Raw genomic sequence first — 24,120 nt, 5'->3', positions numbered from 1 at the left:
ATGATGGTACATTTATTATTTGAAAAAGAAGTATCTTTATGTATATAATCTTCGAAGTTTTTTAAGAGAGTTGATATAATAGAAACAAACTATTAAGGGGGCATTAAAATGAAGGCTATTATTTCATACGAAACACCTCTAGAACAATCACATTTCACTGCAAAAAATGATGAGAAAAATATGTTTTATAAAGAAAATACAGAAGAATCTGTAGAAGGCTCACTTCAGTATGACGTACTAGATGCTGTCGGTGAATTTAAAGGACAACCTGGCTATATCGTTTGTAACAATATTTCTGTAACAGACGAAGGTCGCCCAGTATTTGAAAACCGTTTTAAAAACCGTGCAGGCCTTATTGAAAACGAACCAGGATTCCAAGCGATCCGTGTTCTACGCCCATTAAGTAACGATACATATGTCATCTTAACGATGTGGGAAACGGAGCAAAACTTTAAAGACTGGACAGAATCACGTTCATTCGAAAACGCTCATAAAAAACGTCCTGCACAAGCAGAAGGACAAGCACAGGCACAGGCGCATCCACATGCCGAACAGCAAAAGAGTATTTTCTCTCGTCCGTCGTTCGTGACTACTTTTGATGTGTTAGTTTAATTAAAAAGTGATAAAACACTGACAGTACGTGAAATTATATTAACGGTTTTTCGAATATATCTATCATACCTTTGAATATATCAACGATTTTTTCAATTTATCTATCACATCTTGAAATATATCAACGATTCGACTAAAGATATCGATTTAATGACAAAAAGGAAACACCATTACACACCGGTGTTTCCTTTTTCTTTGTACCAATTATATATACGAAGCGAATCTTTTTTTCTCATATGCTTTACTTCATAACCGCGCCCGGCTACCGCTACAAGAGTTGTACATAATTCATCTTTTCTTTGAAAATACGATTGATTATAACCTACTGCTTGAACATGTCTTCTTCGCATTATTCCTGTATATTTCGAAAAATTACGATATACAACCGTTAGTTGATTTTCTCTTAATTCATAACCACCACTTTTATATCTAGCATACGCAAGTAACAAAAACACGATAAATAACGGTAAAATAACAAACAACGCAATATATCGTTTTAAATATATACTCACGCTGGCAATTAGAACTGTGAGTATGATACTTATTAACCAGCCCATAATGAAATAACGACGCAACGCTGTTTTTGGTAAGTGAACGATCTCCGCTTCGATTTCATAAGGTAACTCTAAATATGTGAGCAGGTGCTGTACATCTTTTTTCTTCATAAATGGATGCAACATTACTTCGTTACTTGCTGCTCCAATACTTTGAATTGCTTCCACTTCAACAGCACAATAGCCAAACGGCTGGCGAAGCATACCTTCTTTTACAGTAATCGCTTGAATGCGGTGCAATTTTAAGACAAACTCTTTCTTTTCAAATAATCCTTGAACGATACGAATCTCTTCCCCTTTTCGCCCAATTTTAAAGTTTGCATATTTCAACACATATCCAGCCGTGGAAATAATCCATGAAATTGCCATTAAAATTAATGCAATTACAATTAGTTTATAAACACCGTTTCCCATCACATACGCTTCTACTTTACTTGTGAATCCTTCAGGAAGAACAAAATCAAACTTTGTGTAAAGAAGTACTAGTCCAGAGAACACTAGTCCGAACCGACCAGATGTAATCGCTGCGGCTAAAACCTCTTTCGCTGTTAACTGATAAACCGTCTTGCTTTCTTCCTCTTCTATTTCTTCTTTTACAGTAGTTTCTTTCTTATGTAATACAGAGATTAAATGTTTTGCCTCGTCTTCTTTAATACCAGCCAACATCACTTCTGGTTCATTACCACCACCGGCTACTTCTATATTTAACTTCATGAGTCCGAGCATTTGATAAATGAAGTTAGAAGACGTACTAATATTTTGTACACGCTCTTTATTTAAATAGCTTTCCTTCTTTACAAAAACACCGTGCTTTACATGTAACATATTATTCTCAATCCAGTACACTTTAAAATACCATTTAATTGCTGAAAAAATAGCCATGATGAATAAAACAACCAGAAGGAAAAGATAAAATAAATACCAAGGTTCCACTTGTTCATCAGGTTTAAATAAAACAAGAATAATAAGTGGCAACAAACTCGCAACCCTAATACCTAACAATATCGTGATCGGATGTTGCCTCTTATACATCCTCATCACTCACTTTCGCAAGTTCTCCAATTTGTCTTTTCAGCTGTTCTGCTTCTTCTTTCGTTAAACCTGGGATACTATGAGAAGTTGCGGCTGTTGAAATGTGTAATTCTGCTAAATTATACTTTCTCATAATCGGCCCTTGCTCAATCGTTACGTGCTGCACACGGATCATCGGAATAAGTACGCGTTCTACAACAAACATTCCCTTTTGAATCTCAATCTCTTCTTCATTTAATCTGTAACTATAATAGCGCTGACGTAAATTTGGAAACACAAAATAATCAAGTGGAATAAATGTAATGGCTCCTGTTACTAATAGTCCAAACAACCACCCCCACCAGTTAAAGTTAATCATGAAAAAGAAATATGCAATTACGACTGTTAGTATAACTGCCGCCCCAATTAAAGCGTGAATCCTCCACACTTTCAGCATATTAGAATGAATCTCCCTTTCTAACGGCTGCATCTCATCACTCCAATTCTATGAATTTATTACTTATATATTATCAAAAAATAAGGTTTTATATACATTTTTGTAAATTTATAGTCAAATAAATATAAGTGAATCAAAAGCATGTTAAAAAACATATATTATAAATATGAATTATATTAGACCAAATAAACCCTGCATGATTCATGCAAGGTTTATCGTTTTATACACAATATATTTCATCATTGTTGAGATATACTAGCATCGCTTTCAATTCGATTTTCTTTTTGACTCAGTTTTTTATCTTTAGATTTTTTTAATGTTAAAGTCATGCCAATAAAAATAAAAAGAATTCCTGTTATTTGCATTAAAGTTGGACGGAATCCAGTAAGTACAGTATCTAATAATATTGCCACTGCCGGATCTAAAAAAACTAATATTGAGATTGTTTTTGTAGATAAATGGCGTAAACTATCAAAAAACAGATAATACACTATCCCAGTGTGAATAAAACCAGTAGCTATAATATATGTCCAATTACTTTGAGTGAGGCCACTAAAAGCATCTAAATCTATAAATGGTATTAAAAGAAATATCCCCAAGAATGTTTGTAAAAATGTCATTGCATACGCACTCATTTTGTTAATCCCTTTACCAAATAAAGTTGTAAATGCATAAAAGAGAGCTGCAAGAAATCCCCATATCATACCTGAAGACATTAATGAGCCTACAGAGAAGCTTCCATCGATACCAGCAATTAATAAAGCTCCCACAAAACACACAATTATTGAAATGATAGATATTAATGTTAATTTTTCTTTAAAGACGATACTTCCAATTAACAGTACAATTACTGGTGCAAGATGATAAACTGAGATAGCAATTGTAACTGACATATTTTCAAAGGCTTTAAATAAGAAAACCCAATTAAATACTAAGAAAAAGCCACATATTAAAACTTGAATAACTTCTTTTCGTTCCCATTTATCTTGTTTATATTGCCCTGTAAGCAACCAGCATACACTTAAAAATATTGTCGCAAAAATACACCTTACAAACACTAATTCAAACGAAGGCAAGTTTGTTTGAACAGAAAAAAATCCAACTGATCCAAAGATAACCATTGACGCTATCATCTTTAAGGCCGGTACCGTTTTCTCTTGCTTAAAACTTTTTTGAAGCAAATTAATCCCCCTCCAATAAAAAAATCTGTTTATAGTGAGAAAAACACCAGCCTAAAAAAGGACAGGTGCTTTTCCTCAAAAACACTCAACTACAAGTTTTTCCCAGCAGTCCAACCACCATCAATTACAAAATTAGAACCAGTAATAAAGCGGGCCTGATCAGAAATCAAGTACTCAATACATGAAACAATATCCTGCGGCAACCCCCAAGTATCTAAAGATTGATTACTTTTTATCATAGACATCAAGGCTTTATTACTAAAGTATTCTTCTGTAAGTTCAGTTCTAATAACACCAGGAGAAATGCTATTTACTCTTATATTTTGCTTCCCAAATTCCATAGCCATCTGTTTAGTCAATCCGATTAAGGCATGCTTTGATGCCACATAAGCAGCTCGCTCTGGTTCAGCCATTAATCCAGAAACCGATGCTATATTCACAATACAACCTTTTATTTTCGATTCACACCATCGCTTCGCTACTTCCCTAGAAAGTATAAATGGGGCTACTAAATTTACATCAATTACTTTTTTAAACATATCATCGGATAAATTTAAAACAGGTGTTATCTCTCGAATACCAGCAGCATTTATTAATATATCAGGAGAAAGCTTTTCTAAATCTAATTGAGTAAAAAGATTATGAATCGCTTCACTATTACTTAAATCAATTTGCACTACTTTCAAAGGCATATCTGTTTTCATATAATCTATTAAGTTATTATTATTAATATCAAGAGCTATTACATGAAAGGATTTTTCTAAAAAGTATTTTATACAAGCATGACCTATACCACTATTGGCTCCAGAAATCATAATTATTTTATTCTCTCTCATTTTGTCTCCTTATAAGAAAATGTTACTAATAAAATATCACGAAAAGCTTCAGTACTACATTCTGTTCCAAGTGGAGTTACGGCATGGAAAACCTTTTGTCCAAATACTAAAGTTTCTAAAGGCTCCTTCAAACTTATAAACTGATTAATTTCCCTTGGAGAATTAGCTATTAAATTATCTCCGCCAATAGCTGTATTACTTAAATTCATAAGGTGTAAAAACACTACTGGTTCATCATCTTTATGTAACCAAATAGGTGAACTAAAAGATGGTCTTTCTTTAGTAGCTTTATATCTTACTTGATGTAAACCTATAATTAAATCTTTACTTGTATCTATTATATTTGTTTTAAATGCAAATTCAGTATCGAAACGCACGATATTTTGAATTAAAGGATTATATAAAAAACTATCATTTATGCTATGGAACTGTCTAACTTTACCGCCATCATCATAGTTATATTCTTTAGATTGGAAGTAATCATTACTATTATCTAAAATATAATCTGGTGAATCAACATACTTTATATACCTTGAATAAGATCTAGCACGGCATTCACCGTACGCATCATCTTCCAAATTATAATAATCTAACTGTGCTTGTGTTAATAAACGATGATTCTCTTCCTCTTGTAAAAAGATTTCATTTGAGATTTCAAGGAATCCCTTAGATTCAAATTCATGTACCTTTTCTTCTATGCTAAAGCCACTCATTTTACTAAGAACAAACGTCATTATAAAAACCTCCACACTATTGTATTTTTCTTTCTCACCCTATGTTAGAAATGCAATAAGTAACCGAGATTCTTGCTTAATAAAATTAAAAATTATGATATTCAATTAATACACCAAATGAAATATATGTAATCCATTAAAACTATTTCTTAAGCAATATTATATATCCTCTTGGTTATTTTTTCTAATTATCTGAAGATTTTTCAACATTAGTCTTAATATTCAAAATTAAAGAAATGTATTTTTCAGAAAGAGAAAACTGCGAGTATTGCAATTATTTATGTATATAACTTTTTTTAAAATTATATTTTAAATATAACTAGTTTTTTATAATTTTTTTGATATAATTACATACGGGAAACGGGAAGAATTTTGTCTTCCCAAGTGTTTTTATTTGCATCTAGTTCTTTTGCTAGATGCCTTTTTTTATGTTAAAAAAGGTATCCTCAAATACTTTGAGGATACCTTTTCACTTTTATTATCTCTGCTGTTTTCTACCTAATACGAGTAATCCAAAACTCATCATTACAAGAAGTGCTCCCATATATGGTTCCACAGGCATTTTCTGCCCTGTCTTTGGTAATTCTTTTTCCGGTTTTTCTGGACCCGGTGTTCCAGGCTTTTCTGGACCTGGTGTTCCAGGTTTTTCTGGATTCGGTGTTCCAGGTTTCTCTGGATCTGGTGTTCCAGGTTTTTCTGGATTTGGTGTTCCAGGTTTCTCTGGATCTGGTGTTCCAGGTTTCTCTGGATCTGGTGTTCCAGGCTTTTCTGGATCTGGTGTTTCTGGAACTGGTGGTGCTAAATGATTCAATTTGTTTAATACTTCTAATTGAACTGCATTTATCATTCCATTTGTAATTTCAAATGGAATTGGATTAGTTAATTTTTCATATCCTTTTGGTGCTTCTACTTCTACTAGTGTGTAGTTACCTACAGATAGATCTGCGATTTTTGCCTTTCCATCTTTATCTGTTGTTACTTTCACTACTACTTTGCCCGCTTCATCATGAACTTCAAACACAGCTCCTGATAAGACTTCCTTGCTTTCAGCAGCCATTTTTGTAATCTCCACTGAACCTTTGTCTAACTGTTCATTCTCTACTTTCAATGATAAGACTTTCGTCATACCTTTTTTAATTTCGAATGATACTGGTTCCGTTAACTTCTTATAACCTGGTAAGCTCTTCGTCTCTACTAATTTGTATTTTCCTACTGATAGATCTGAAACGTTTGCTTTTCCTTCTTTATCTGTCGTTATTTCAGTTACTATTTTGCCTTGCTCATCTTGTACTTCGAAGACTACGCCTTCTAATGCTTTTTGGCTATCTTTATCTACTTTTGTTACTTCTACATTTCCCTTGTCTAACATTTCATTTTCTACTGTTAAAGCAAGAGATTTTGTCATACCTTTTTCAATTTGGAAAGTAATCGGATCTACTAATTGTTTATATCCTTTTGGTGCTTTTACTTCTACTAACTTGTATGTGCCAACTGATAAATTAGTGACTTGTGCTTGTCCTTTTTTATCTGTCGTTATTTTAGCGACTACTTGTCCTGCTGCATCTTGAATCTCAAAGACTGCATCAGCTAAAGCATCTTTATTTTCTTTATCTACTTTTGTAATTTCTACATTTCCTACATCCACTAATTCATTTTCTACAGTCAATTGTAATGCTGTAACTCTACCTTTTTCAATTTCGAATGAAACTGGCTTTTCTAGTGGTTTGTATCCTACCGGTGTTTCTACTTCTACTAACTCATACTTTCCAATAGATAAATCTGAAACTGTTGCTGTTCCTTCTTTATCTGTCGTTACTTTCGCAACTACTTTTCCTTTTGAGTCACGTACTTCAAATACAACATTTTCTAATGGTGCTTTACTGTCTTTATCTATTTTTGTGATTTCTACATTCCCCGTATCTACCATTTCATTTTCTACAGTGAACGTTAAAGATTTTGTCATACCTTTTGTAATTTCAAATGGTACAGGCTTTTCTAATTTTTTGTAGCCTGGTAAACTATCTACTTCTACTAGCTTGTACTTTCCTACTGATAAATCTGAAACTGTTGCTTTTCCAGCTTTATCTGTCGTTACTTTCGTTACTACCTTGCCTTTGTCGTCTTGAACTTCAAAGACTACCCCTGCTAACGGTGCCTTATTATCTTTATCTATTTTTGTAATTTCTACATTTCCCGTATCTACCATTTCATTTTCTATTTTTAATGATAGAACTTCTGTCATTCCTTTTTTGATTTCAAACGATACTGGTTCTGTTAATTGTTTGTAACCTGGTAAGCTTTCTTTCTCTACTAATTTGTACTTTCCTACAGATAAGTCTGAGATTTTTGCTTTACCATTTTTATCTGTTTTTACTTCCGTTACTACTTTGCCTTTTTCATCTTGCACTTCGAAGACTACATCTTCTAATACTTTTTTACTATCTTTATCTACTTTTGTAATTTCTACTGAACCTTTATCTACTAGTTCATTCTCTACTTTTAATGATAAGACTTCTGTCATACCCTTTTTAATTTCGAATGATACTGGCTCTGTTAGCTTTTTGTAGCCTGGTAAGCTTTCTACTTCTACTAGTTTGTAATTTCCTACAGATAGATCTGAAATTTTCGCTTTTCCTTCTTTATCTGTTGTTACTTTCGTTACTACTTTGCCTTTTTCATCTTGCACTTCGAATGTTACGCCTTCTAATAACGCGCCACTTTCTTTGTCCACTTTTGTAATTTCTACTGAGCCTTTATCTAACTGTTCATTCTCTACTTTTAATGATAAGACTTCTATCATACCTTTTTTGATTTCGAATGATACTGGCTTCGCTAGTTTTTTATATCCTGGTAAGCTTTCTTTTTCTACTAATTTATACTTTCCTACTGATAAATCTGAAATTGTTGCTTTTCCTTCTTTATCTGTTTTTACTTTCGTTACTACTTTGCCTTTTTCATCTTGCACTTCGAATGTTACGCCTTCTAATAACGCGCCACTTTCTTTGTCTACTTTTGTAATCTCTACTGAACCTTTATCTAACAGTTCGTTCTCTACTTTCAATGATAAAACTTTCGTCATACCTTTTTTGATTTCGAATAATACTGGTTCTGTTAATTTTTTGTAACCTGGTAAGCTTTCTTTTTCTACTAATTTATACTTTCCTACTGATAAATCTGAAATTGTTGCTTTTCCTTCTTTATCTGTCGTTACTTCTGTTACTACTTTGCCTTTGTCGTCTTGAACTTCGAAGACTACGCCTTCTAATAATTTTTGACTATCTTTATCTACTTTTGTAATTTCTACATTTCCCTTGTCTAACATTTCGTTTTCTACTGTTAAAGCAAGAGATTTTGTCATGCCTTTTTCAATTTGGAAAATAATCGAATCTACTAATTGTTTATATCCTTTTGGTGCTTTTACTTCTACTAACTTGTATGTGCCGACTGATAAATTAGTAACTTGTGCTTTTCCTTTTTTATCTGTCGTTATTTTAGCGACTACTTGTCCTGCTTCATCTTGAATTTCAAAGACTGCATCAGCTAAAACATCTTTATTTTCTTTATCTACTTTTGTAATTTCTACATTTCCTGTATCTACTAATTCATTTTCTACTGTTAGCTTTAATGCTGTTACTCTACCCTTTTCAATGTCGAATGAAATTGGCTTTTCTAGTGGTTTGTATCCTGCCGGTGTTTCTACTTCCACCAACTCATACTTCCCAATAGGTAAATCTGAAACATTTGCTTTTCCTTCTTTATCCGTCGTTACTTTCGTAACTACTTTTCCTTTTGAATCACGTACTTCAAATACAACATTTTCTAATGGAGCTTTACTATCTTTATCTATTTTTGTTATCTCTACATTCCCTGTATCCACCATTTCATTTTCTACTTTTAATGATAGAACCTCGGTCATGCCTTTTTTGATTTCAAATGATACTGGTTTTTCTAGCTTTTTATAACCAGGTAAACTTTCTACCTCTACTAATTCATACTTTCCTACAGGTAAATCTGAAACATTTGCTTTTCCATCTTTATCTGTCGTTACTTTTGTAACTTCATTACCCTTTTCATCTTGGACGATGAATGTTACTCCCGCTAACGGTGCTTTATTATCTTTATCTATCTTTGTTATCTCTACATTTCCCGTATCTACCATTTCATTTTCTATTTTTAATGATAGAACTTCAGTCATGCCTTTTTTGATTTCAAATAATACTGGATCTGTTAGTTTCTTATAGCCTGGTAAACTTTCTTTCTCTACTAATTTGTACTTTCCTACTGATAGATCTGAGATTTTTGCTTTACCATCTTTATCTGTTTTTACTTCCTTTACTACTGTTCCAGCTTCATCTTGCACTTCAAAGACTACGCCTTTTAATGCTTTTTTGTTGTCTTTATCTACTTTTGTAATTTCTACTGAACCTTTATCTAACTGTTCATTTTCTACTTTCAACGATAGGACTGTTGTCATACCTTTTGTAATTTCGAATGATACTGGTTCTGTTAGCTTTTTGTAGCCAGGTAAACTTTTCGTCTCTACTAATTTGTACTTTCCTACTGATAAATCTGAGATTTTTGCTTTACCATCTTTATCTGTTTTTACTTCTGTTACTACTTTTCCTTGCTCATCTTGCACTTCGAAGACTACGCCTTCTAATACTTTTTGACTATCTTTATCTATTTTTGTAATTTCTACTGAGCCTTTGTCTAACTGCTCATTTTCTACTTTTATTGATAAAGCTTTTGTCATACCTTTTGTAATTTCAAATAGTACTGGTTCTGCTAGATTTTTGTAACCTGGTAAGCTTTTCGTCTCTACTAATTTGTACTTTCCTACTGATAGATCTGAAACGTTTGCTTTTCCATCTTTATCTGTTACTACTTTTCTTACTACGCCATCTTTCTCATCTTGGACTTCAAATTCGACACCGGCTAATACTGCCCCGTTTTCTTTGTCCACTTTTGTAATTTCTATATTCCCTTTGTCTACCATTGCATTTTCCACTTGTATTGGGAATATGCCGTCCCCTGTTACATTTACTTCGAACTCTGTTTCTTTTAATTGGTAGCCTTCAGGTGCTTTTGTTTCTTTTAAAATATATTTTCCTGGTGCTAACGGTTTAGAGATTGCCTTACCATCTTTATCTGTAACAATATGTTCGACTACTACACCGTCTTTTACTATATCAAACTCTGCATTTTCCAATGGTTTTTCACCATTTTCCGAATCAATTTTCTTTACTTCAATTTGACCCTTTTGCATAGTATTTTTAATTTCAATTGTTTTTGTTTCTCCAGCTTGAAGTGTAACCTCTACTGGGCTTGTTAATTTTTGATATCCTTCTGGTGCTACTGTTTCATAAATTTTATACGTCCCAGGAGCTAAAGTTTGAGGTACTGAAAAACCTTTTTCGTCCGTTTTTAGTTTTGCAACAACTTCATTTGCACTATTTCGAACTTCAAATTCGGCACCTTTTAACCCTTTATTCGGATTCTCAGAATCTGTTTTATGAATCAATACTGTACCATCTTTTGGAGCTTCAGGCGGCGTAATAGTTACTTCTTTTGATGTTAATGTTTTATCATCAAAATGCAATTCCGCTTTATTAGGAATCTTCTTATCTACGTAAGAAGATAAGTCTGCATTATTTTTTATTTTCGCCTTGATACTGAGATTGATTATCTGGTCTTCATATGACTTATAGTCAAAACTCTCACCAAACGTAAATGTTACTTCACTTCTTTGTTTATCTATATTTAACGTTCCTTTAGAAGTAATATCTTGGCCATTTTGATCATACACTTTTGCCTCTAATACTTCTAAAACATCTTCTAAATCATCACTAATTACCATAGATGTGTATTTAGGAGGATCGTTCGGTATATGTGTACCAACTTGGTATTGAATAACTTGATCCATTTGTGTTAACTGCTCATTCTCTACAAGCTTGCCATTCTCATCAACTATATTTTTTTCAATGCTAGGTGGATTATTGTCACCTGAACCGGATCCTCCTCCACCACTTACAAATACTTGTCCTACTTTTTCTTCAGTTTTAATATTTTTACCTTCTAATTTCACAGTATTTTTATGAGGCTTTGCAGCAGGATTTGTAACCTTTGTTTTATATCTTAAAATATAACCTTTTGAACTGTCTGGAAACTCAATTGTAAATCCAGTCTTCGTTGCATTTATTTTAATGTTAGATAAATCTGCTGGCTTAATATTTGTTGGTGCATAACCATCTTCAAATACAGCCTCTTCTAATACTACGCTGTCTGTAATTAACTCATGCCCAGGTCCTAATGTATCTGTTAATTTAAGATCTTGCATTTCTGTTCCAGTTGCATTTACGTATACAAGCCAATCAGCAATTGAAGGATCTTCTTGATTATAAGAACCCCATTTCAATAAATTTTCCGTATTGGGCTGTGGCTTCGGTCTCTCTGTCGTATTATTTACACTTACTTCTTTATTGACGATTTGACCATCAACGTTAAATTCTAATGGAATTTCTTTAACACCATCATATGCTTCTAGACCAAAGTAGAATTCTACGAATAAAGAGCCTTTAATGTTATTCTTTCCTTCTACGTAATCACCCATAGTACACGTTAATAGACCCTTTTTCATCTCACATGTACCAACTGTTTTTCCTTCAGCATCTTTTAAAGGAAAACTCATATTCATAAGGTCTTTTCGAAACTCTTTTGGCATATCAATTGTGAATTGATCTCCACTTTTTATTTTTTCTTTAGCTGACCACTTCACTTCTACTTTCATACCATCTGAGGCTTGATACGGTTCAGATGTCGTGCCATCAGTACGGGAAATATTAATTTCGTCCACTGGACTTTTCATCACAGCAGCTTGAATAACTGGAGCCCACACATTCAGCACTGAAAATAATACTAGAAAAACTAATGAAACCATTGAAATATGCCTTTTAGTACTTTTCATTTGCATAGTTCCCTCCTATTTTTTTATATTTATATAACAAAAAAAGACCGTCCGGTTGCATCAAAAATGTGCAACCAGACGATCTTAGTAACCAATATGTATTACCGTAGACTCTAAGCTTTGCGGCCTATCCTTTCGAATAGTGTGCTAAAAATATCTTTTATTCTTTTTTTGTTTCATTTTCCTCTTAAACCAAATATTACTATACCGTCTGGACGGTTATAATTCAATACTCTATAAAATTGTTCTATTTTTCTAATAAAAAAAACAATTCACCACTACATTAAATAAGTAATGGTGAATTGTTTTCGTATTATATAGTTCGTATATTCTATTTATATGAATTATCAATAAGAGCTTGAATCACTTTTTCTCTTAACTCGGGGCTTAGTCTGCCAACCCCTAAATATTCCGAATACCATAATCCATCTGCTGCTAATCTAATAATTGTTGCACAAACTGAATCTATCTCATCGTTTTCTATATTCTTTTGCAGTTGCTGAAATGATTGTTGTAATGGCTCAAGTAATTCAGGTTTTAACATGAATGCTGCCATCATACTACTAGACAACTCTTCTGTTCTTCTCTCATTACTTAATCTTTCCTCTACAAAAGAGCGAACCCATCTCCCTTTCCTCTCTGAGTCTTCCGCTACTTTATTGTAAATAGCGCCCTCATAATCCTCTATCCCTCTGACTATCATACCTTCTATTAAAGCTTCTTTATTTGCAAAGTGATACAATAATCCACCTTTACTTACACCCGCCTCTTTTGCCACTGCTTCTAAGGTTAATTTAGCAACCCCTTTACATTGCACAATTTGAGAAGCGGCCGCCAAAATCTTTTGCCGCGTTATGCTGATACTCATTCCTTTTTAAAACCCCATTTCTACTAAATTTATATAAATACGAATCTTATTTTTAATATTGTTGATTACTACTAAGTATTTTCTTTATACAACAAAAGCTTCATTACCTTTGAATTTTTAGTTACTTATTCTATTAAAAATTTCCATATCATTCAATATGATAACATTAAATACACAAAGTCGACTATACATCTATACTTTTGTATTCATTCCTAATATATCCATCAATAAAATTTACCGATTAGTCCTTCTTATTACTTTATAAGACGGCAGTAATTCTTTCAGCATTAAATAAAAAATGTTATTACTCCCATCGAATCGAGTAATAACATTTTACTTAACAAATTCGCGGCCAACTAGCATCCTTCACATCTTCACTAGTCGGTTTTCTAACTGATCCAATAAAGTGAAACTTTATATCCGCAACATGGACAGGTGTATTTCATTTTGTCACTCCATTATTAACTTGTTTTCCCATATATTCCGACTCACAAAGAATGTAACAGCACAAATCATAGTTATCCCTATGAAAAATGTATTAGAATCTTCATATGTAGTTGGAATGCCTACCGTTACGAAAACAATACTAAAAGCTAAAAATAGATATAATAATAAAGATATAATATAGCTTAGTTTAAATCGTAAAATGATACCTCTAAACAATAGCTCACCAAGTAGACAGCCACCTAAAATAATAGGTACTCCGAAATACAATGTAAGGACTCCCATTTGCGCAGTAGATTGAATTATCTTTCCAATTATGTTCGGCGAAACCAGCTCACTATCGTTTCCCATCCTATCATATAAATCAAGTGCTGTTGCTGAAATAAAGAAACTTAATATAGAAAATGAATACGGTATTAAAAATTTGCTCACTCTCATTCACCTCGCTTTTTTCTTTACATATATTATTCATTATTTCCTATCATTTTTACATAAAAAAATAACCCTCTATGATAAAACATAGAGGGAAGCATTTCTATATAAAAATCTATACCTTATCCTGAAGTGAATCCCGAAAATAGGACAAATATCAAAACACCTAAACCATCTGCTATCTGCTCCCTACATTCTTTAGGGTAGATAGTTTATATGTTTTATTAGAAAGTAGTGCTCTCTTTTTTATAATATTCTTTTGAAATCTCTTCATAAAATGCTGCCGATGTCGAGTAGAAATAAGGTACTAACCATAAGAAACCGATTCCTATAGTAAGAATACTTAATATGAACCAGCCTAAGAAACTTAAGCATAGTAAAAAGTAATCCATTTTATGTCCATTCATCATATGACGACTCTCAGTAATCGCTTGATTCGCTGTATATTCTGGATGATCATTCAAAATAAAATATGTCATAGAATAAGAAAATGATTTAATAATACCTGGAATAATAAGAAGTAATGTCCATAGAGTCAAGTATACATACATTAGTAAATATGTTAAAAACGACTTCATCAACTTACTTCCATCGCTAAACCATCTAAATATATGACCAATGCGAGCATCAGTCCTACGAATTGCATTTAAAACAAGATAATAGGCACCTATTGTTAATGGACCAATAACAAGCATTACAATAATACTTACTGTGAGTGAATCACTTGCTTCTTCCCAACCCCAAAATATCGAAAAAATACCTGTTGTTAGCATTTCAACAGCTCCAATAAGGATTCCAATTAATAAAGTTGCCCCTACCGCTAATCCCCATCTTCCTTTTAATGCATCAAGTGCTTCTCTTTTCAACTGACTTATCATATATAACCTCCTAATACTATTTATATTTTAGTATACCATTTATATCAAAAATTCCACAGATTCCTCTAAAATAGAAGAATATTACCTTTTTTCATACATATTAATACATGTGTGCTGTAGTTGTACTGCTCTATCACTTAAACCACTCATTTCCTTATAACAAAAAAAGCCTGCCCTTCATAATAGGCAAGCTTTCTCAAATTATTCCTCCCTCATTCTCTTCTTATACCAATCCTGCATTCTCTCCGCGTCTTCTACTCTCGTATGCTCTATTTTATAACTAGATGATGCACTAGAAAACTTATACGTACATAAATCCGCGCGGCGCTGGAAATATGATTGTGTCTTCTCCATTGATTGGACGTGTCTTCTTCTAATAAGTCCTGTGTATTTTCCGACGCTACGATAGACAAGTGTAATTTGTTCTCCGTTAACACTGTAACCATTTGTTTTAAATGTTGCGTATCCAAGTGTAAAGATGAGGATCGCGAGCGGAATTAATGCCCACATGATGAAGTGCTTTTCAGAGTATATACTTATTCCAATAAACGGGATTGCTAGCATTGCGAAGAAAATGAAACTATCAATGAGATAGCGGCGTAATGCTGCTTTTGGTAATGCAATAATGTTTGCATTCAGTTCGTATGGTAATTGTAAATGGGCGAGTAACTGTTGCACTCGATTTTTTCGAATGATAGGATGCAGTGTAACTTTTTCTTCTTTTCCCTCACTTTGAATGACTTCTACTTGCACAGCACAATAACCGAATGGTTGGCGTAAAATACTTTCTTTTATCGTAATACCTTGAATACGATGCAATTTTAGTACGAGCTCTTTTTTCTCAAGTAATCCTTGTGAAATGCGAACTTCGTCATTTCTTCGATTCACTGTGAAATCGCCATGTTTTAACGCGTAACCGATTGTAGATATAATCCAAGAAAGAACGAGTAAAATGGCTACCATGAAAATCCAGCCATATATATCATGTTCCATTACATACGACTTTACGCCATTCTCTATCCATTTCGGAATGTACTCATCTACTTGGTGATAAACGAAAAAGATTAAAGAGAATAATAGTCCAAATTGACCAGATGTAACAGATGCTAATAAAATCTCTTTCCAAGTTAATTTATATTCTGTCGTTTGTTTTTCCTCTGTAACAATTGCTTTTTCTACTACATTTTCTGTTGCTTCGTCTAACGTTCCTTCTGCTTTCACTTCTGGAGTTGGCTCATTTAGCAAAGCAATAAGCTCCGCCGCTTCTTCTGCCGTAATACCAGCTAAGCTAACTTCTGCTTCATCGCCCCCACCAGCTGTTTCAATCTGAATTTTTTTCAAACCGAGCATTTGATATAGTACGTTAGAACTTGTATTAATCGTTTGAACACGTTCTTTATTTAAGTAGCTCTCCTTTTTCACGAAGAGACCTTTTTTCACATGTAATACGTTATTTTCAACCCAATATGTTGTGTAATACCATTTTTCAAATGCTGAAAAAACGGTGAGTAAACCAAATGCTGCGGGAATTAAATACCAAAACGGGAATTTTCCGTTTAAGCTAAACATGAAAATAATGAGTGGTATAAAATCTGTTATTTTCAATTCTAATAACATCGTGATTGGATGCTGCCTCTTATACATCCTCATCACTCACTTTCGCTAATTCTGCGATTTTCGTTTTCAACATTTCTGCTTCATACATCGTTAAGCCTGGAATGCTGTGAGAAGTTGCTGCTGTTGAAATGTGTAATTCTGCTAATCCGTATTTTCTCATAATTGGTCCTTGTTCAATCGTAACGTGCTGCACACGAATCATCGGTACTAATACGCGCTTTACGACGAAAAGACCATGCTGAATTTCAAGTTCTTCTTCATTTAGTTGGTAGCTGTAATAACGTTGACGTAGTTTCGGGAATAAGAAGTACGAAAATGGCGCGAACACAACTGTTAGCCCAATCATCACATACAAAATCCACGCCCACCAATCAAACTTTATCATGAGGAAAAGGTAAGCTAAAATGACGAGTATACCGATCCCTTCTTCAATTACAGCACGAATTTTCCACACTTTGACCATGTCAGGGTTAATTTCATTTTTCAATGGATCCATGTAACCACTCCAAATCTAGTAATCTAATATACGAATACTCTTAATCTATATTTTACATAACTTTACAGAAAATTAAAATTTAATCTTCTTTCCTCTCTGGAATAAAATATCCGAACCAAAGTAGCCAAATAAAACCGATTAACTTCATCCAACTTCCATCTGCTTGAAAAGCCTCTATCATGCCTGGAATTTTATAAACTCCAATGAATCCAAGAAAACCGAGCCACCAGTTTTTTTGCATTTTCATTTTTACTCCTCCTTCATGACGCTTTTCACATTTCGAATCCAAATTTCTTTATATTTTAACTGAAATCCCATGAGCATATAATTGCTCATATTATCGATCACAAGCGCTAGCGTATGAGCGTTTTCTTCCGTTGCATGTTGTGACACAACGCCCAGTCTCGCGCCTTGCTTCAATAAATCGTGGAAACCATGTAAGAAATCCTCTTGTATTTCAAATAATCGTTTCTGATACTTTTCATTTCGCGATGCAGTTACGATAAATTCATTGATAACCCGTAGTATTCCTTCTTGCCCTTCATACTCAGAGAGCATATGTAAACCATCTGCGATTAGCTTTTCTGCAAAATTTTCTTTCGTATACTGCTCTTTATCGAAGTAATTTGCAAAATGATAATCAGAAAAAATCTCTTCAAATAAAAAATCGACTAACGCTTCTTTAGAAGAAAAATGATAATAAATAGCCGGTTTTGAAATACCTACCTCTTTCGCAATCATGGAAAGGCTCATCTTCTCAATGCCGTGCTCTGCCATGAGTTTAAATGATGCCTCGACAATGTTTTGCGATGTTTGTAAATTCTTTGTCATACTGTACCTCACTTATTTTTACTTACCGGTCGGTAAATAAATTATAAAATGAAACTGAATAATTTGCAAGTTAATAAGAGTTTACACAGGAAGTTCTTGATAAAGTGAAACTTTAATCAGCCCTCATAAACAGCGGGATAAAGGCGGCGATGAGGCTGGTCACGATAATAAAAGTGGATTTCCATCCATTATTGTGCTCTTTATCATATTGATTGTAGTCGGAGTTGGCTATAGCGAAATTAACTTCTAAAAAAAGCATCCTAAATCACACATTTAGGATGCTTTTTTTTACTTTCTATTTAGCAATCGCATACGATAACAATTCATTGTCACTTCTCCAAGTCTTTGCAGCAATTGATAGTTCGCATATGCGCCTACCGGGGCACCGATTACTGGTACGAGCTGAAGCATTTTCGCTAAATCGATATAGTCTCGGTATTCTGTTTGGAACTTTTCCCAGTCCATATGATTTTCTTTTTCTGTATCCCACGTTTCAATTGCTTTCCATATTTCTTTTCTGTGATTGTCACTTGAAAAGGCGAGTTGGAAAACGTGAAGAATAAAAAGACGCTCTTCTTGTTTACTTGTATCAAATCCATACAACGTTGCTGCATCGAATAAAAATTTAATTTTAATCGTAAGTAAAAGCGGAAAGTCAGCAAGACCGAGTAAAATACCACCAGCCCCCGTCCCTGCTCCTTCTGCCGCAGCTATTTTTTTGTACTCATCCATTTTTTTACGCACTTCGTCATCACGTCTTTGCAGTGACCATGTCGTCTCTTTTAGCTTCGGCTTTATAAAGTTTGATCCGGCGCTGATCGTTTGCACCATCATCCGAATCGTTTCTGTTAAGACTTTTTGCACTTTCGCCGGAATAAGCTGTTGTACTTTCGTCTGCACTTTCTTTGAGAACCGTGTCATCATAGAAGAATCTTTCATGAATGTAGCTTTCCACTGCTCCAGTTCTTTTATAACCTTTTCTTCATATGTAATCATAGGTTCATTCCCTTCAATTTAAACGTTCAATGCGCTTCGCACCGTATTGGTAAACGAAACCGATACTAAATAATATGCTTACGACAAGTAAAATTCCTGTCATCATGAAATCTTTCGTTGCTAGTGCAAATATAACTGTAAAGATTACGCTCCCGATGATTAGAATCACATTTAATAAAGTAAGAAAATCTTTCTTCTTTTCATCTACCTTTACTGGATACAAATCAAGCCAAATTTTCATGCGGTGATGTTTCCATAAAGTTAATAGCTGATAGCCAATTAAGTATAGGAAAATAAAACTTACGATAAATCGCCCGTATAAAAATGGAATGAAGTAAAGAATAACTCCTCCAAGAGCGAGCAGACGCACATATAATCCAAAATAGTTACCTGATCTTAAAAACGTTCTCGTATATAAGTATAAATATGTGCGCTTTTCGCCGATTATCGACAGAATGAAATCCAGCCATTTTCGGCGAGATACTCTTTCTTTTAATGCTGGTACATCAACGAACATATTTGCAATTCGGTACAGCAGCATCATTTTCTTACCTTCTTCAGAAATTAAATACTCCCAGTTTAGCGGCTTTCCTTTTACCATTTGATGCATGATAGCAAGATATAACACCATGAGCAGAACGATTCCGCCAATAACAAGAACTGAAGTACGTTCTACAAGGAAATATACAAATAAACCGTTTAAGATAAAACGAATAAACCAATCAACTCTTTGTATATTTTGATCTGTTAAAAATGATTTTTCCCACGCGACGAATAAATTCCACGCTTTTACAATGACAAATGCGAGGACAATCCATATGTAGCCAGCACCGGTTTGCTTCATTTGTTGGAAGTATAACGGAGCAAGCGCAGCTGCTACGATTGCGATTATGTATAACTGAATCATAAATGTAAAAAGAAATGCCTTGGTGAAGTAAGGTTTTAACTTTTCTTCAACTGGCAGTAAGTAAACGAGATCCGCTTCTTTTAATAACGTTTGAATGGATCCAGCTGTTAACACGAGTCCAATTAATACTGCCATTACGAGCGCAGTTGGAAAGGAAGATGTTAACGTTTGTAACCATTGCTGGTAATAATACGCTCCCGCACCGATGATGAACACGAAAATAAATTTCAAATGATCATTAAATACGTATTTACTATATGTACGAACTTCTTTTAGAAAGTGACGAAATCGTTCTTTCCATAACGCTGTGCTATTCATAATCTTCTTCCTTTGTTAGCGCGATGTAAATATCATCTAACGTTGCACCTGGCATATTAAACTGTGATTGCAGTTCAGCTAATGTTCCCTTCGCTCTTACTTCACCTTGATGCAGAATAATGAACGAATCACAATAACGCTCTGCCGTCGCTAAAATATGTGTGCTCATTAAAATACCGGCTCCACTCTTTTTCATTTGATCCATCATTTGAAGAAGAGATTGAATTGCTAACGGATCTAATCCAACGAAAGGTTCGTCTACTATGTAAAGAGATGGCTCAACTAAAAACGCGCTCATAATCATTACTTTTTGTTTCATCCCTTTTGAGAAATGAGATGGAAACCATTTTAAACGATTTTTCATTCGAAATTCATGTAATAGTTGTCCTACACGTTCTTCATATTGTTTTTCATCGACGCCGTACGCCATCGCTGTTAATTTCAAATGCTCTTCTAACGTTAATTCATCATATAATACCGGCGTTTCTGGAATGAATGAAAAGCTAGAACGGTACGCTGTCATATCATCACGAATTGTTTTCCCATTAATCGTGACAGTTCCTTTTTTCGGTTCCATTAAACCGATAATATGTTTAATCGTCGTACTTTTACCAGCTCCATTTAAACCGATTAAGCCGACAAGTTCGCCTTTATTAACAGAGAACGAAACGTCTTTTAATACAGGTCGTTTCGTATATCCTCCTGTAACATTTTCTACACGCAATAACTCGCTCATACGACACCACTTTCTTCATTAGTATTCATTCTATATTCATCTTACCAAAAATTATGCTGTACTACATAGTATCCATGTACTCAAAAAAAAAATTTAAATTTATTAGCATATATTTTCCCGAAAGCGGACATCATAATTATTGAAGAAGGAACACATTGAAAAAGCAACCACCAATTGATGAGTACAACAACATAGTGAAGTCATCATGAAATGGGGTGTCCATGTTGGACAATGAAATTTACACATAACCAGATTATTTGTTTCATTTTCGAAACGGGGTGTCTCCGAAAGAGCATATACTGTTTTAAAAAATAAACAATTTCCTTTTATGAAAGATTGCAATTCATTTCACTTGAAAATGGGGTGTCTACGGCAGAAACTTTAGCCGATTTACCGTGCATTTCTTAAATAAATGAGGTGTCTGCGAAACGTAAATTACGATAATGCTTTTTCAATCCCTCTTCAGAAAACAGGAAGCTGAGTCAGCTTCCTGTTTTTCGTGTTTGTTCTCTTATGTAATTATGGTAAAATACGGCTAAGGATATTTGAAAGGATGAGATCAATGAATCATACAGCAGACAATTGTATTTTTTGTAAAATCATTGACGGGCAAATCCCTTGCTCAAAAGTATACGAAGATGAACATGTGCTTGCATTTTTAGATATTAGTCAAGTAACAAAAGGACATACTCTTGTTATTCCGAAAGTTCACAAACAAGACATTTTTGCGTTAACGCCAGAAATCGCATCACACATTTTTTCTGTCGTTCCAAAAATCGCAAATGCGATTAAAGCAGAGTTTAATCCAGTTGGCTTTAACCTACTTAACAATAACGGTGAAAAAGCTGGACAAACTGTGTTCCACTTCCACCTTCATTTAATTCCACGCTACGGTGAAAAAGATGGTTTCGGTGCTGTTTGGAAATCACACCAAAATGAATACACTATGGAAAATTTACAAAACATCGCAAGTACAATTGCAAATAGTGTGAAATAATGACACTATAAGAAGGCGTAATACATAACAAGCCACTTCCCTGAAGTCATCAAATTCCGCATGGCTTGTTTCTTCACTTAAAATGCTCAGGGATGATTGTTTGTGCATAGCACATATAAGAAAGATATGCATATTGTTTTACATCATGAATACGAACAAAAAATAAGGAGGTCTCCTTTTATGTCAAAAGCTAAATCCTTTATTACAGGTGTTATTTGCGGGGGAGCAGTTGCTGGACTAGCCGTTCTTTTCTCAACTCCTTCTTCTGGTAAAGACATGCGCGGCAAGTTAAAAGAAAAAGGAAATGATATTAAAAAGACTTTAGCTGATATTACAGCTGATACGAAATTATTAAAGCGTCAAATTGTTGAAACTGCTTCAGAAGGTAAAGAAGTGTTTCAAGAACTAAAAGATGACATGCAAGACACGCTTTCTAACTGGAAACAAGATATTTCTCAAAACAAGCGCCATATTGAGAAAGAAATTTTGGACATCCAAAAGTCAATTGAGAAACTACAAGAAGCTGTTCCAGAAAAAGCGTAAACAAATTCCTGCTTAGTTTTTTGCATATAACAAATATTTTTTATATAAATTGACCTTGACACGGCATATCGTATAGATATGCCGTGTTTTTATGCATTTACAATATATGTTATCAATTAACATGTAAGGACAACGCATGTATTCACGACTCATAAAACGCTTCCATAGTTATGCATGATTTGTATAGAATGTCATTTTGTTAAAAAATTTTCACAATTCTTACAAAAAGACTTTATTAATTTTTATTTTACTGGCATAATAGATAGTAATGAAAAAGAATGTTAAAGTGGGTGAGTACATGAAAAGTGGAGAAAAAGATTACTCGGTAAAAGAAGCGATGATTTTCAGCCAACGCATTGCTCAATTATCGAAAGCGTTATGGAAATGTGTAGAGAAAGATTGGCAGCAGTGGATTAAACCTTACGATTTAAATATTAATGAACATCATATTTTAACAATCGCTTATCATTTAAAAGGGGCTTCTATTTCTGAGATTGCTAAGTTTGGAGTTATGCACGTATCAACGGCGTTTAACTTCTCGAAAAAGCTGGAAGAACGCGGCTATCTTGTATTCTCAAAAAAGGAAGATGATAAACGAAATACGTACATTGAAATTACAGACAAAGGGGAAGAATTACTACTTCGCTTAATGGAGGAGTATGATCCTGAAAATAATTCAGTGTTTAATGGGGCTCTTGCACTTCGTAATTTTTATGGGAAGTTCCCAGAAAATATCGAACTGATTGCAATCCTGCGTAATATTTACGGACAAGACTTTATCGATATTTTTGAGAAATCATTAGAAGATATTGAAGAGAACTTTACAGAATCCGATCAAAAGTTAGTTAAGAAATAATCTATTTATTTTTTCGCAATCATGCTTAAGAATTCATTCATAAGCGGCTTAAATAAACCTTGTTTTGCTAGCGCTTCCGCAGTTTCGTTTACTTCGAGCTGATGTGGAAGCGCTTTTTCAAATTGATCTAACAGCGCATCGAACAAAAGAAGCCCTTCTGCTTTCTCCACTACATATTGCTCGTTCAGTTTTTCACAAAGATTTAGTATACGTTCAATATCTTTTTTACGAGCTTTTTTCTTTATGATCAAAGAATAAAATGGACACTTCTCTTCATCAATCATTTTAAATAGTAGGTCTACGTAGTATTCAGCTTGTTCTAATCTTCTAACAACGTCCATTTTCTCCCTCACTTTCTAACACAAAGTCTTCTATTTCTGAATTTTGTAACACGAACAAAATATCGTGTGATACAATATATGTATATGTATTTTAGCCAAAAGGAGGTCTCGCCTCATGACACTTATAACAGTTGTTTTTGTCGCATTCGCACTTCTTGTTATATTTTACACGAATTTCATGACACATACACTGTGTGAACGAAAACAAATAGCTGCGAGCCGCCAGCCCGGTGTCTTTCGGGTTATTAATGTATGTATAACAATTTTATTAATTTCTAGTTATATAGAAATTATATTTCATGGAAAGTGAGGAAGGAAAGCCCCTTCCTCACTTTTTTCCTCTATAAGCAAATTATACCTACAATAACCAATAAAATAAACAGTACAAGTAATAAAATAAGTTGAGAATTCATCCCCATCCCCTCCTCTATTCTGTATATGCGGCATACGCCCAATATGGCACACTTTCAAAATCTGACACGTACTGGTTAATTTTTCTTTATCAATATGA

The 24,120-nt window shown here is 33.8% G+C and carries 23 protein-coding genes and 1 riboswitch; of the genes, 6 read left to right on the top strand and 17 right to left on the bottom strand.

Annotated features, from left to right (window positions below; all coding sequences use genetic code 11):
• Positions 1–108: 108 nt before the first annotated feature.
• On the top strand, positions 109–612 hold the full coding sequence (hmoB, locus tag CN409_RS11085) for a heme-degrading monooxygenase HmoB (protein WP_000644095.1): 504 nt from the start codon (positions 109–111) through the stop codon (positions 610–612).
• A 170-nt stretch (positions 613–782) separates the two neighbouring features.
• On the opposite strand, the gene CN409_RS11080 is transcribed toward hmoB, so the two are convergent.
• From CN409_RS11080 to CN409_RS11020, 13 genes are all read right to left on the bottom strand, one after another.
• Entirely contained in the window at positions 783–2,198 is a 1,416-nt protein-coding gene (locus tag CN409_RS11080) for a PH domain-containing protein (protein ID WP_000278154.1), read from the bottom strand.
• On the bottom strand, positions 2,191–2,667 hold the full coding sequence (locus CN409_RS11075; RefSeq protein WP_001182720.1) for a PH domain-containing protein: 477 nt from the start codon (positions 2,665–2,667) through the stop codon (positions 2,191–2,193). The genes CN409_RS11080 and CN409_RS11075 overlap by 8 nt, the downstream gene beginning before the upstream one ends.
• A 206-nt stretch (positions 2,668–2,873) precedes the next feature.
• Positions 2,874–3,815, bottom strand: a complete 942-nt coding sequence (locus CN409_RS11070) for a DMT family transporter (RefSeq protein WP_000939629.1) — start codon at positions 3,813–3,815, stop codon at positions 2,874–2,876.
• Between the two features lie 89 nt (positions 3,816–3,904).
• Entirely contained in the window at positions 3,905–4,651 is a 747-nt protein-coding gene (locus CN409_RS11065) for an SDR family NAD(P)-dependent oxidoreductase (protein ID WP_001208943.1), read from the bottom strand.
• Positions 4,648–5,385: a 2OG-Fe dioxygenase family protein gene (locus CN409_RS11060; protein ID WP_000144818.1), complete on the bottom strand. Its 738-nt coding sequence runs from the start codon at positions 5,383–5,385 to the stop codon at positions 4,648–4,650. Before CN409_RS11060 ends, CN409_RS11065 begins: the two co-directional genes overlap by 4 nt.
• Positions 5,386–5,863: 478 nt before the next feature.
• Positions 5,864–12,355: a SpaA isopeptide-forming pilin-related protein gene (locus tag CN409_RS11055; protein ID WP_098217797.1), complete on the bottom strand. Its 6,492-nt coding sequence runs from the start codon at positions 12,353–12,355 to the stop codon at positions 5,864–5,866.
• A 60-nt stretch (positions 12,356–12,415) separates the two neighbouring features.
• A riboswitch (cyclic di-GMP riboswitch) is annotated at positions 12,416–12,508 on the bottom strand.
• Positions 12,509–12,680: 172 nt separating this feature from the next.
• Positions 12,681–13,217, bottom strand: coding sequence for a TetR/AcrR family transcriptional regulator (locus CN409_RS11050; protein ID WP_000028014.1), 537 nt, complete (start codon positions 13,215–13,217; stop codon positions 12,681–12,683).
• A gap of 450 nt (positions 13,218–13,667) precedes the next feature.
• Positions 13,668–14,093: a hypothetical protein gene (locus CN409_RS11045; protein WP_002083032.1), complete on the bottom strand. Its 426-nt coding sequence runs from the start codon at positions 14,091–14,093 to the stop codon at positions 13,668–13,670.
• Between the two features lie 224 nt (positions 14,094–14,317).
• Positions 14,318–14,971, bottom strand: coding sequence for a DUF975 family protein (locus tag CN409_RS11040; RefSeq protein WP_000625404.1), 654 nt, complete (start codon positions 14,969–14,971; stop codon positions 14,318–14,320).
• A gap of 201 nt (positions 14,972–15,172) precedes the next feature.
• The gene (locus CN409_RS11035; protein ID WP_079245155.1) at positions 15,173–16,615 is read right to left on the bottom strand and encodes a PH domain-containing protein; all 1,443 of its coding nucleotides are present in this window, start codon (positions 16,613–16,615) and stop codon (positions 15,173–15,175) included.
• Complete coding sequence (locus CN409_RS11030) at positions 16,608–17,084, bottom strand: PH domain-containing protein (RefSeq protein WP_000371368.1); 477 nt, start codon at positions 17,082–17,084, stop codon at positions 16,608–16,610. The genes CN409_RS11035 and CN409_RS11030 overlap by 8 nt, the downstream gene beginning before the upstream one ends.
• A gap of 79 nt (positions 17,085–17,163) precedes the next feature.
• On the bottom strand, positions 17,164–17,331 hold the full coding sequence (locus tag CN409_RS31795; protein WP_000783816.1) for a hypothetical protein: 168 nt from the start codon (positions 17,329–17,331) through the stop codon (positions 17,164–17,166).
• Positions 17,332–17,333: 2 nt separating this feature from the next.
• Positions 17,334–17,915: a TetR/AcrR family transcriptional regulator gene (locus tag CN409_RS11020; protein WP_000164836.1), complete on the bottom strand. Its 582-nt coding sequence runs from the start codon at positions 17,913–17,915 to the stop codon at positions 17,334–17,336.
• A 115-nt stretch (positions 17,916–18,030) separates the two neighbouring features.
• On the opposite strand from CN409_RS11020, the gene CN409_RS31425 reads away from it, so the two are divergent.
• Positions 18,031–18,165, top strand: coding sequence for a YjcZ family sporulation protein (locus CN409_RS31425; RefSeq protein WP_141527705.1), 135 nt, complete (start codon positions 18,031–18,033; stop codon positions 18,163–18,165).
• 38 nt (positions 18,166–18,203) lie between these two features.
• Here CN409_RS31425 and ecsC read toward each other — a convergent pair whose 3' ends face one another.
• The 3 genes from ecsC to ecsA are packed head-to-tail and all read right to left on the bottom strand — an operon-like array spanning position 18,204 to position 20,872.
• A complete protein-coding gene (gene ecsC / locus CN409_RS11015; protein WP_000634144.1) occupies positions 18,204–18,911 on the bottom strand; it encodes an ecs operon protein EcsC in 708 nt (235 codons plus the stop codon).
• Positions 18,912–18,924: 13 nt separating this feature from the next.
• Complete coding sequence (gene ecsB / locus CN409_RS11010) at positions 18,925–20,136, bottom strand: ABC transporter permease EcsB (RefSeq protein WP_001089123.1); 1,212 nt, start codon at positions 20,134–20,136, stop codon at positions 18,925–18,927.
• Positions 20,129–20,872, bottom strand: coding sequence for an ABC transporter ATP-binding protein EcsA (ecsA, locus tag CN409_RS11005; RefSeq protein WP_001292597.1), 744 nt, complete (start codon positions 20,870–20,872; stop codon positions 20,129–20,131). Before ecsA ends, ecsB begins: the two co-directional genes overlap by 8 nt.
• 562 nt (positions 20,873–21,434) lie before the next feature.
• Here ecsA and CN409_RS10995 point away from each other — a divergent pair.
• The 3 genes from CN409_RS10995 (at position 21,435) to CN409_RS10985 (ending at position 23,268) form a co-directional block, all read left to right on the top strand.
• The gene (locus CN409_RS10995) at positions 21,435–21,869 is read left to right on the top strand and encodes an HIT family protein (protein WP_001016835.1); all 435 of its coding nucleotides are present in this window, start codon (positions 21,435–21,437) and stop codon (positions 21,867–21,869) included.
• Between the two features lie 180 nt (positions 21,870–22,049).
• Positions 22,050–22,412 carry a YtxH domain-containing protein gene (locus CN409_RS10990; RefSeq protein ID WP_000030302.1) on the top strand — a complete coding sequence of 121 codons (363 nt, stop codon included), beginning with the start codon at positions 22,050–22,052 and terminating at the stop codon, positions 22,410–22,412.
• A 298-nt stretch (positions 22,413–22,710) separates the two neighbouring features.
• Positions 22,711–23,268 (top strand): HTH-type transcriptional regulator Hpr, encoded by a 558-nt coding sequence (locus CN409_RS10985; protein WP_000834924.1) that lies wholly within the window; start codon positions 22,711–22,713, stop codon positions 23,266–23,268.
• A gap of 5 nt (positions 23,269–23,273) precedes the next feature.
• On the opposite strand, the gene CN409_RS10980 is transcribed toward CN409_RS10985, so the two are convergent.
• Positions 23,274–23,609 (bottom strand): DUF1878 family protein, encoded by a 336-nt coding sequence (locus CN409_RS10980; protein WP_000383656.1) that lies wholly within the window; start codon positions 23,607–23,609, stop codon positions 23,274–23,276.
• Between the two features lie 115 nt (positions 23,610–23,724).
• On the opposite strand from CN409_RS10980, the gene CN409_RS10975 reads away from it, so the two are divergent.
• Complete coding sequence (locus CN409_RS10975; protein WP_000172690.1) at positions 23,725–23,919, top strand: hypothetical protein; 195 nt, start codon at positions 23,725–23,727, stop codon at positions 23,917–23,919.
• Positions 23,920–24,120: the final 201 nt, after the last annotated feature.

Origin of the sequence: Bacillus sp. AFS012607, from assembly GCF_002558005.1 — a bacterium.
GTDB lineage: Bacteria > Bacillota > Bacilli > Bacillales > Bacillaceae_G > Bacillus_A > Bacillus_A thuringiensis_S.
Note: the sequence above shows the minus strand (reverse complement) of the source record. Positions and strands in the feature narration are given on the sequence as shown.

Coding starts and splice junctions, on each gene's coding strand:
- CN409_RS31795 (WP_000783816.1), bottom strand. CDS start 17,331: ATGAAAATGCAAAAAAACTGGTGGCTCGGTTTTCTTGGATTCATTGGA.
- CN409_RS11065 (WP_001208943.1), bottom strand. CDS start 4,651: ATGAGAGAGAATAAAATAATTATGATTTCTGGAGCCAATAGTGGTATA.
- CN409_RS10985 (WP_000834924.1), top strand. CDS start 22,711: ATGAAAAGTGGAGAAAAAGATTACTCGGTAAAAGAAGCGATGATTTTC.
- CN409_RS11030 (WP_000371368.1), bottom strand. CDS start 17,084: ATGGATCCATTGAAAAATGAAATTAACCCTGACATGGTCAAAGTGTGG.
- ecsB (WP_001089123.1), bottom strand. CDS start 20,136: ATGAATAGCACAGCGTTATGGAAAGAACGATTTCGTCACTTTCTAAAA.
- CN409_RS11060 (WP_000144818.1), bottom strand. CDS start 5,385: ATGACGTTTGTTCTTAGTAAAATGAGTGGCTTTAGCATAGAAGAAAAG.
- CN409_RS10980 (WP_000383656.1), bottom strand. CDS start 23,609: ATGGACGTTGTTAGAAGATTAGAACAAGCTGAATACTACGTAGACCTA.
- CN409_RS11040 (WP_000625404.1), bottom strand. CDS start 14,971: ATGATAAGTCAGTTGAAAAGAGAAGCACTTGATGCATTAAAAGGAAGA.
- CN409_RS11080 (WP_000278154.1), bottom strand. CDS start 2,198: ATGTATAAGAGGCAACATCCGATCACGATATTGTTAGGTATTAGGGTT.
- ecsC (WP_000634144.1), bottom strand. CDS start 18,911: ATGATTACATATGAAGAAAAGGTTATAAAAGAACTGGAGCAGTGGAAA.
- CN409_RS11020 (WP_000164836.1), bottom strand. CDS start 17,915: ATGACAAAGAATTTACAAACATCGCAAAACATTGTCGAGGCATCATTT.
- CN409_RS10975 (WP_000172690.1), top strand. CDS start 23,725: ATGACACTTATAACAGTTGTTTTTGTCGCATTCGCACTTCTTGTTATA.
- ecsA (WP_001292597.1), bottom strand. CDS start 20,872: ATGAGCGAGTTATTGCGTGTAGAAAATGTTACAGGAGGATATACGAAA.
- CN409_RS11035 (WP_079245155.1), bottom strand. CDS start 16,615: ATGTATAAGAGGCAGCATCCAATCACGATGTTATTAGAATTGAAAATA.
- CN409_RS11075 (WP_001182720.1), bottom strand. CDS start 2,667: ATGCAGCCGTTAGAAAGGGAGATTCATTCTAATATGCTGAAAGTGTGG.
- CN409_RS10995 (WP_001016835.1), top strand. CDS start 21,435: ATGAATCATACAGCAGACAATTGTATTTTTTGTAAAATCATTGACGGG.
- CN409_RS11050 (WP_000028014.1), bottom strand. CDS start 13,217: ATGAGTATCAGCATAACGCGGCAAAAGATTTTGGCGGCCGCTTCTCAA.
- hmoB (WP_000644095.1), top strand. CDS start 109: ATGAAGGCTATTATTTCATACGAAACACCTCTAGAACAATCACATTTC.
- CN409_RS10990 (WP_000030302.1), top strand. CDS start 22,050: ATGTCAAAAGCTAAATCCTTTATTACAGGTGTTATTTGCGGGGGAGCA.
- CN409_RS11055 (WP_098217797.1), bottom strand. CDS start 12,355: ATGCAAATGAAAAGTACTAAAAGGCATATTTCAATGGTTTCATTAGTT.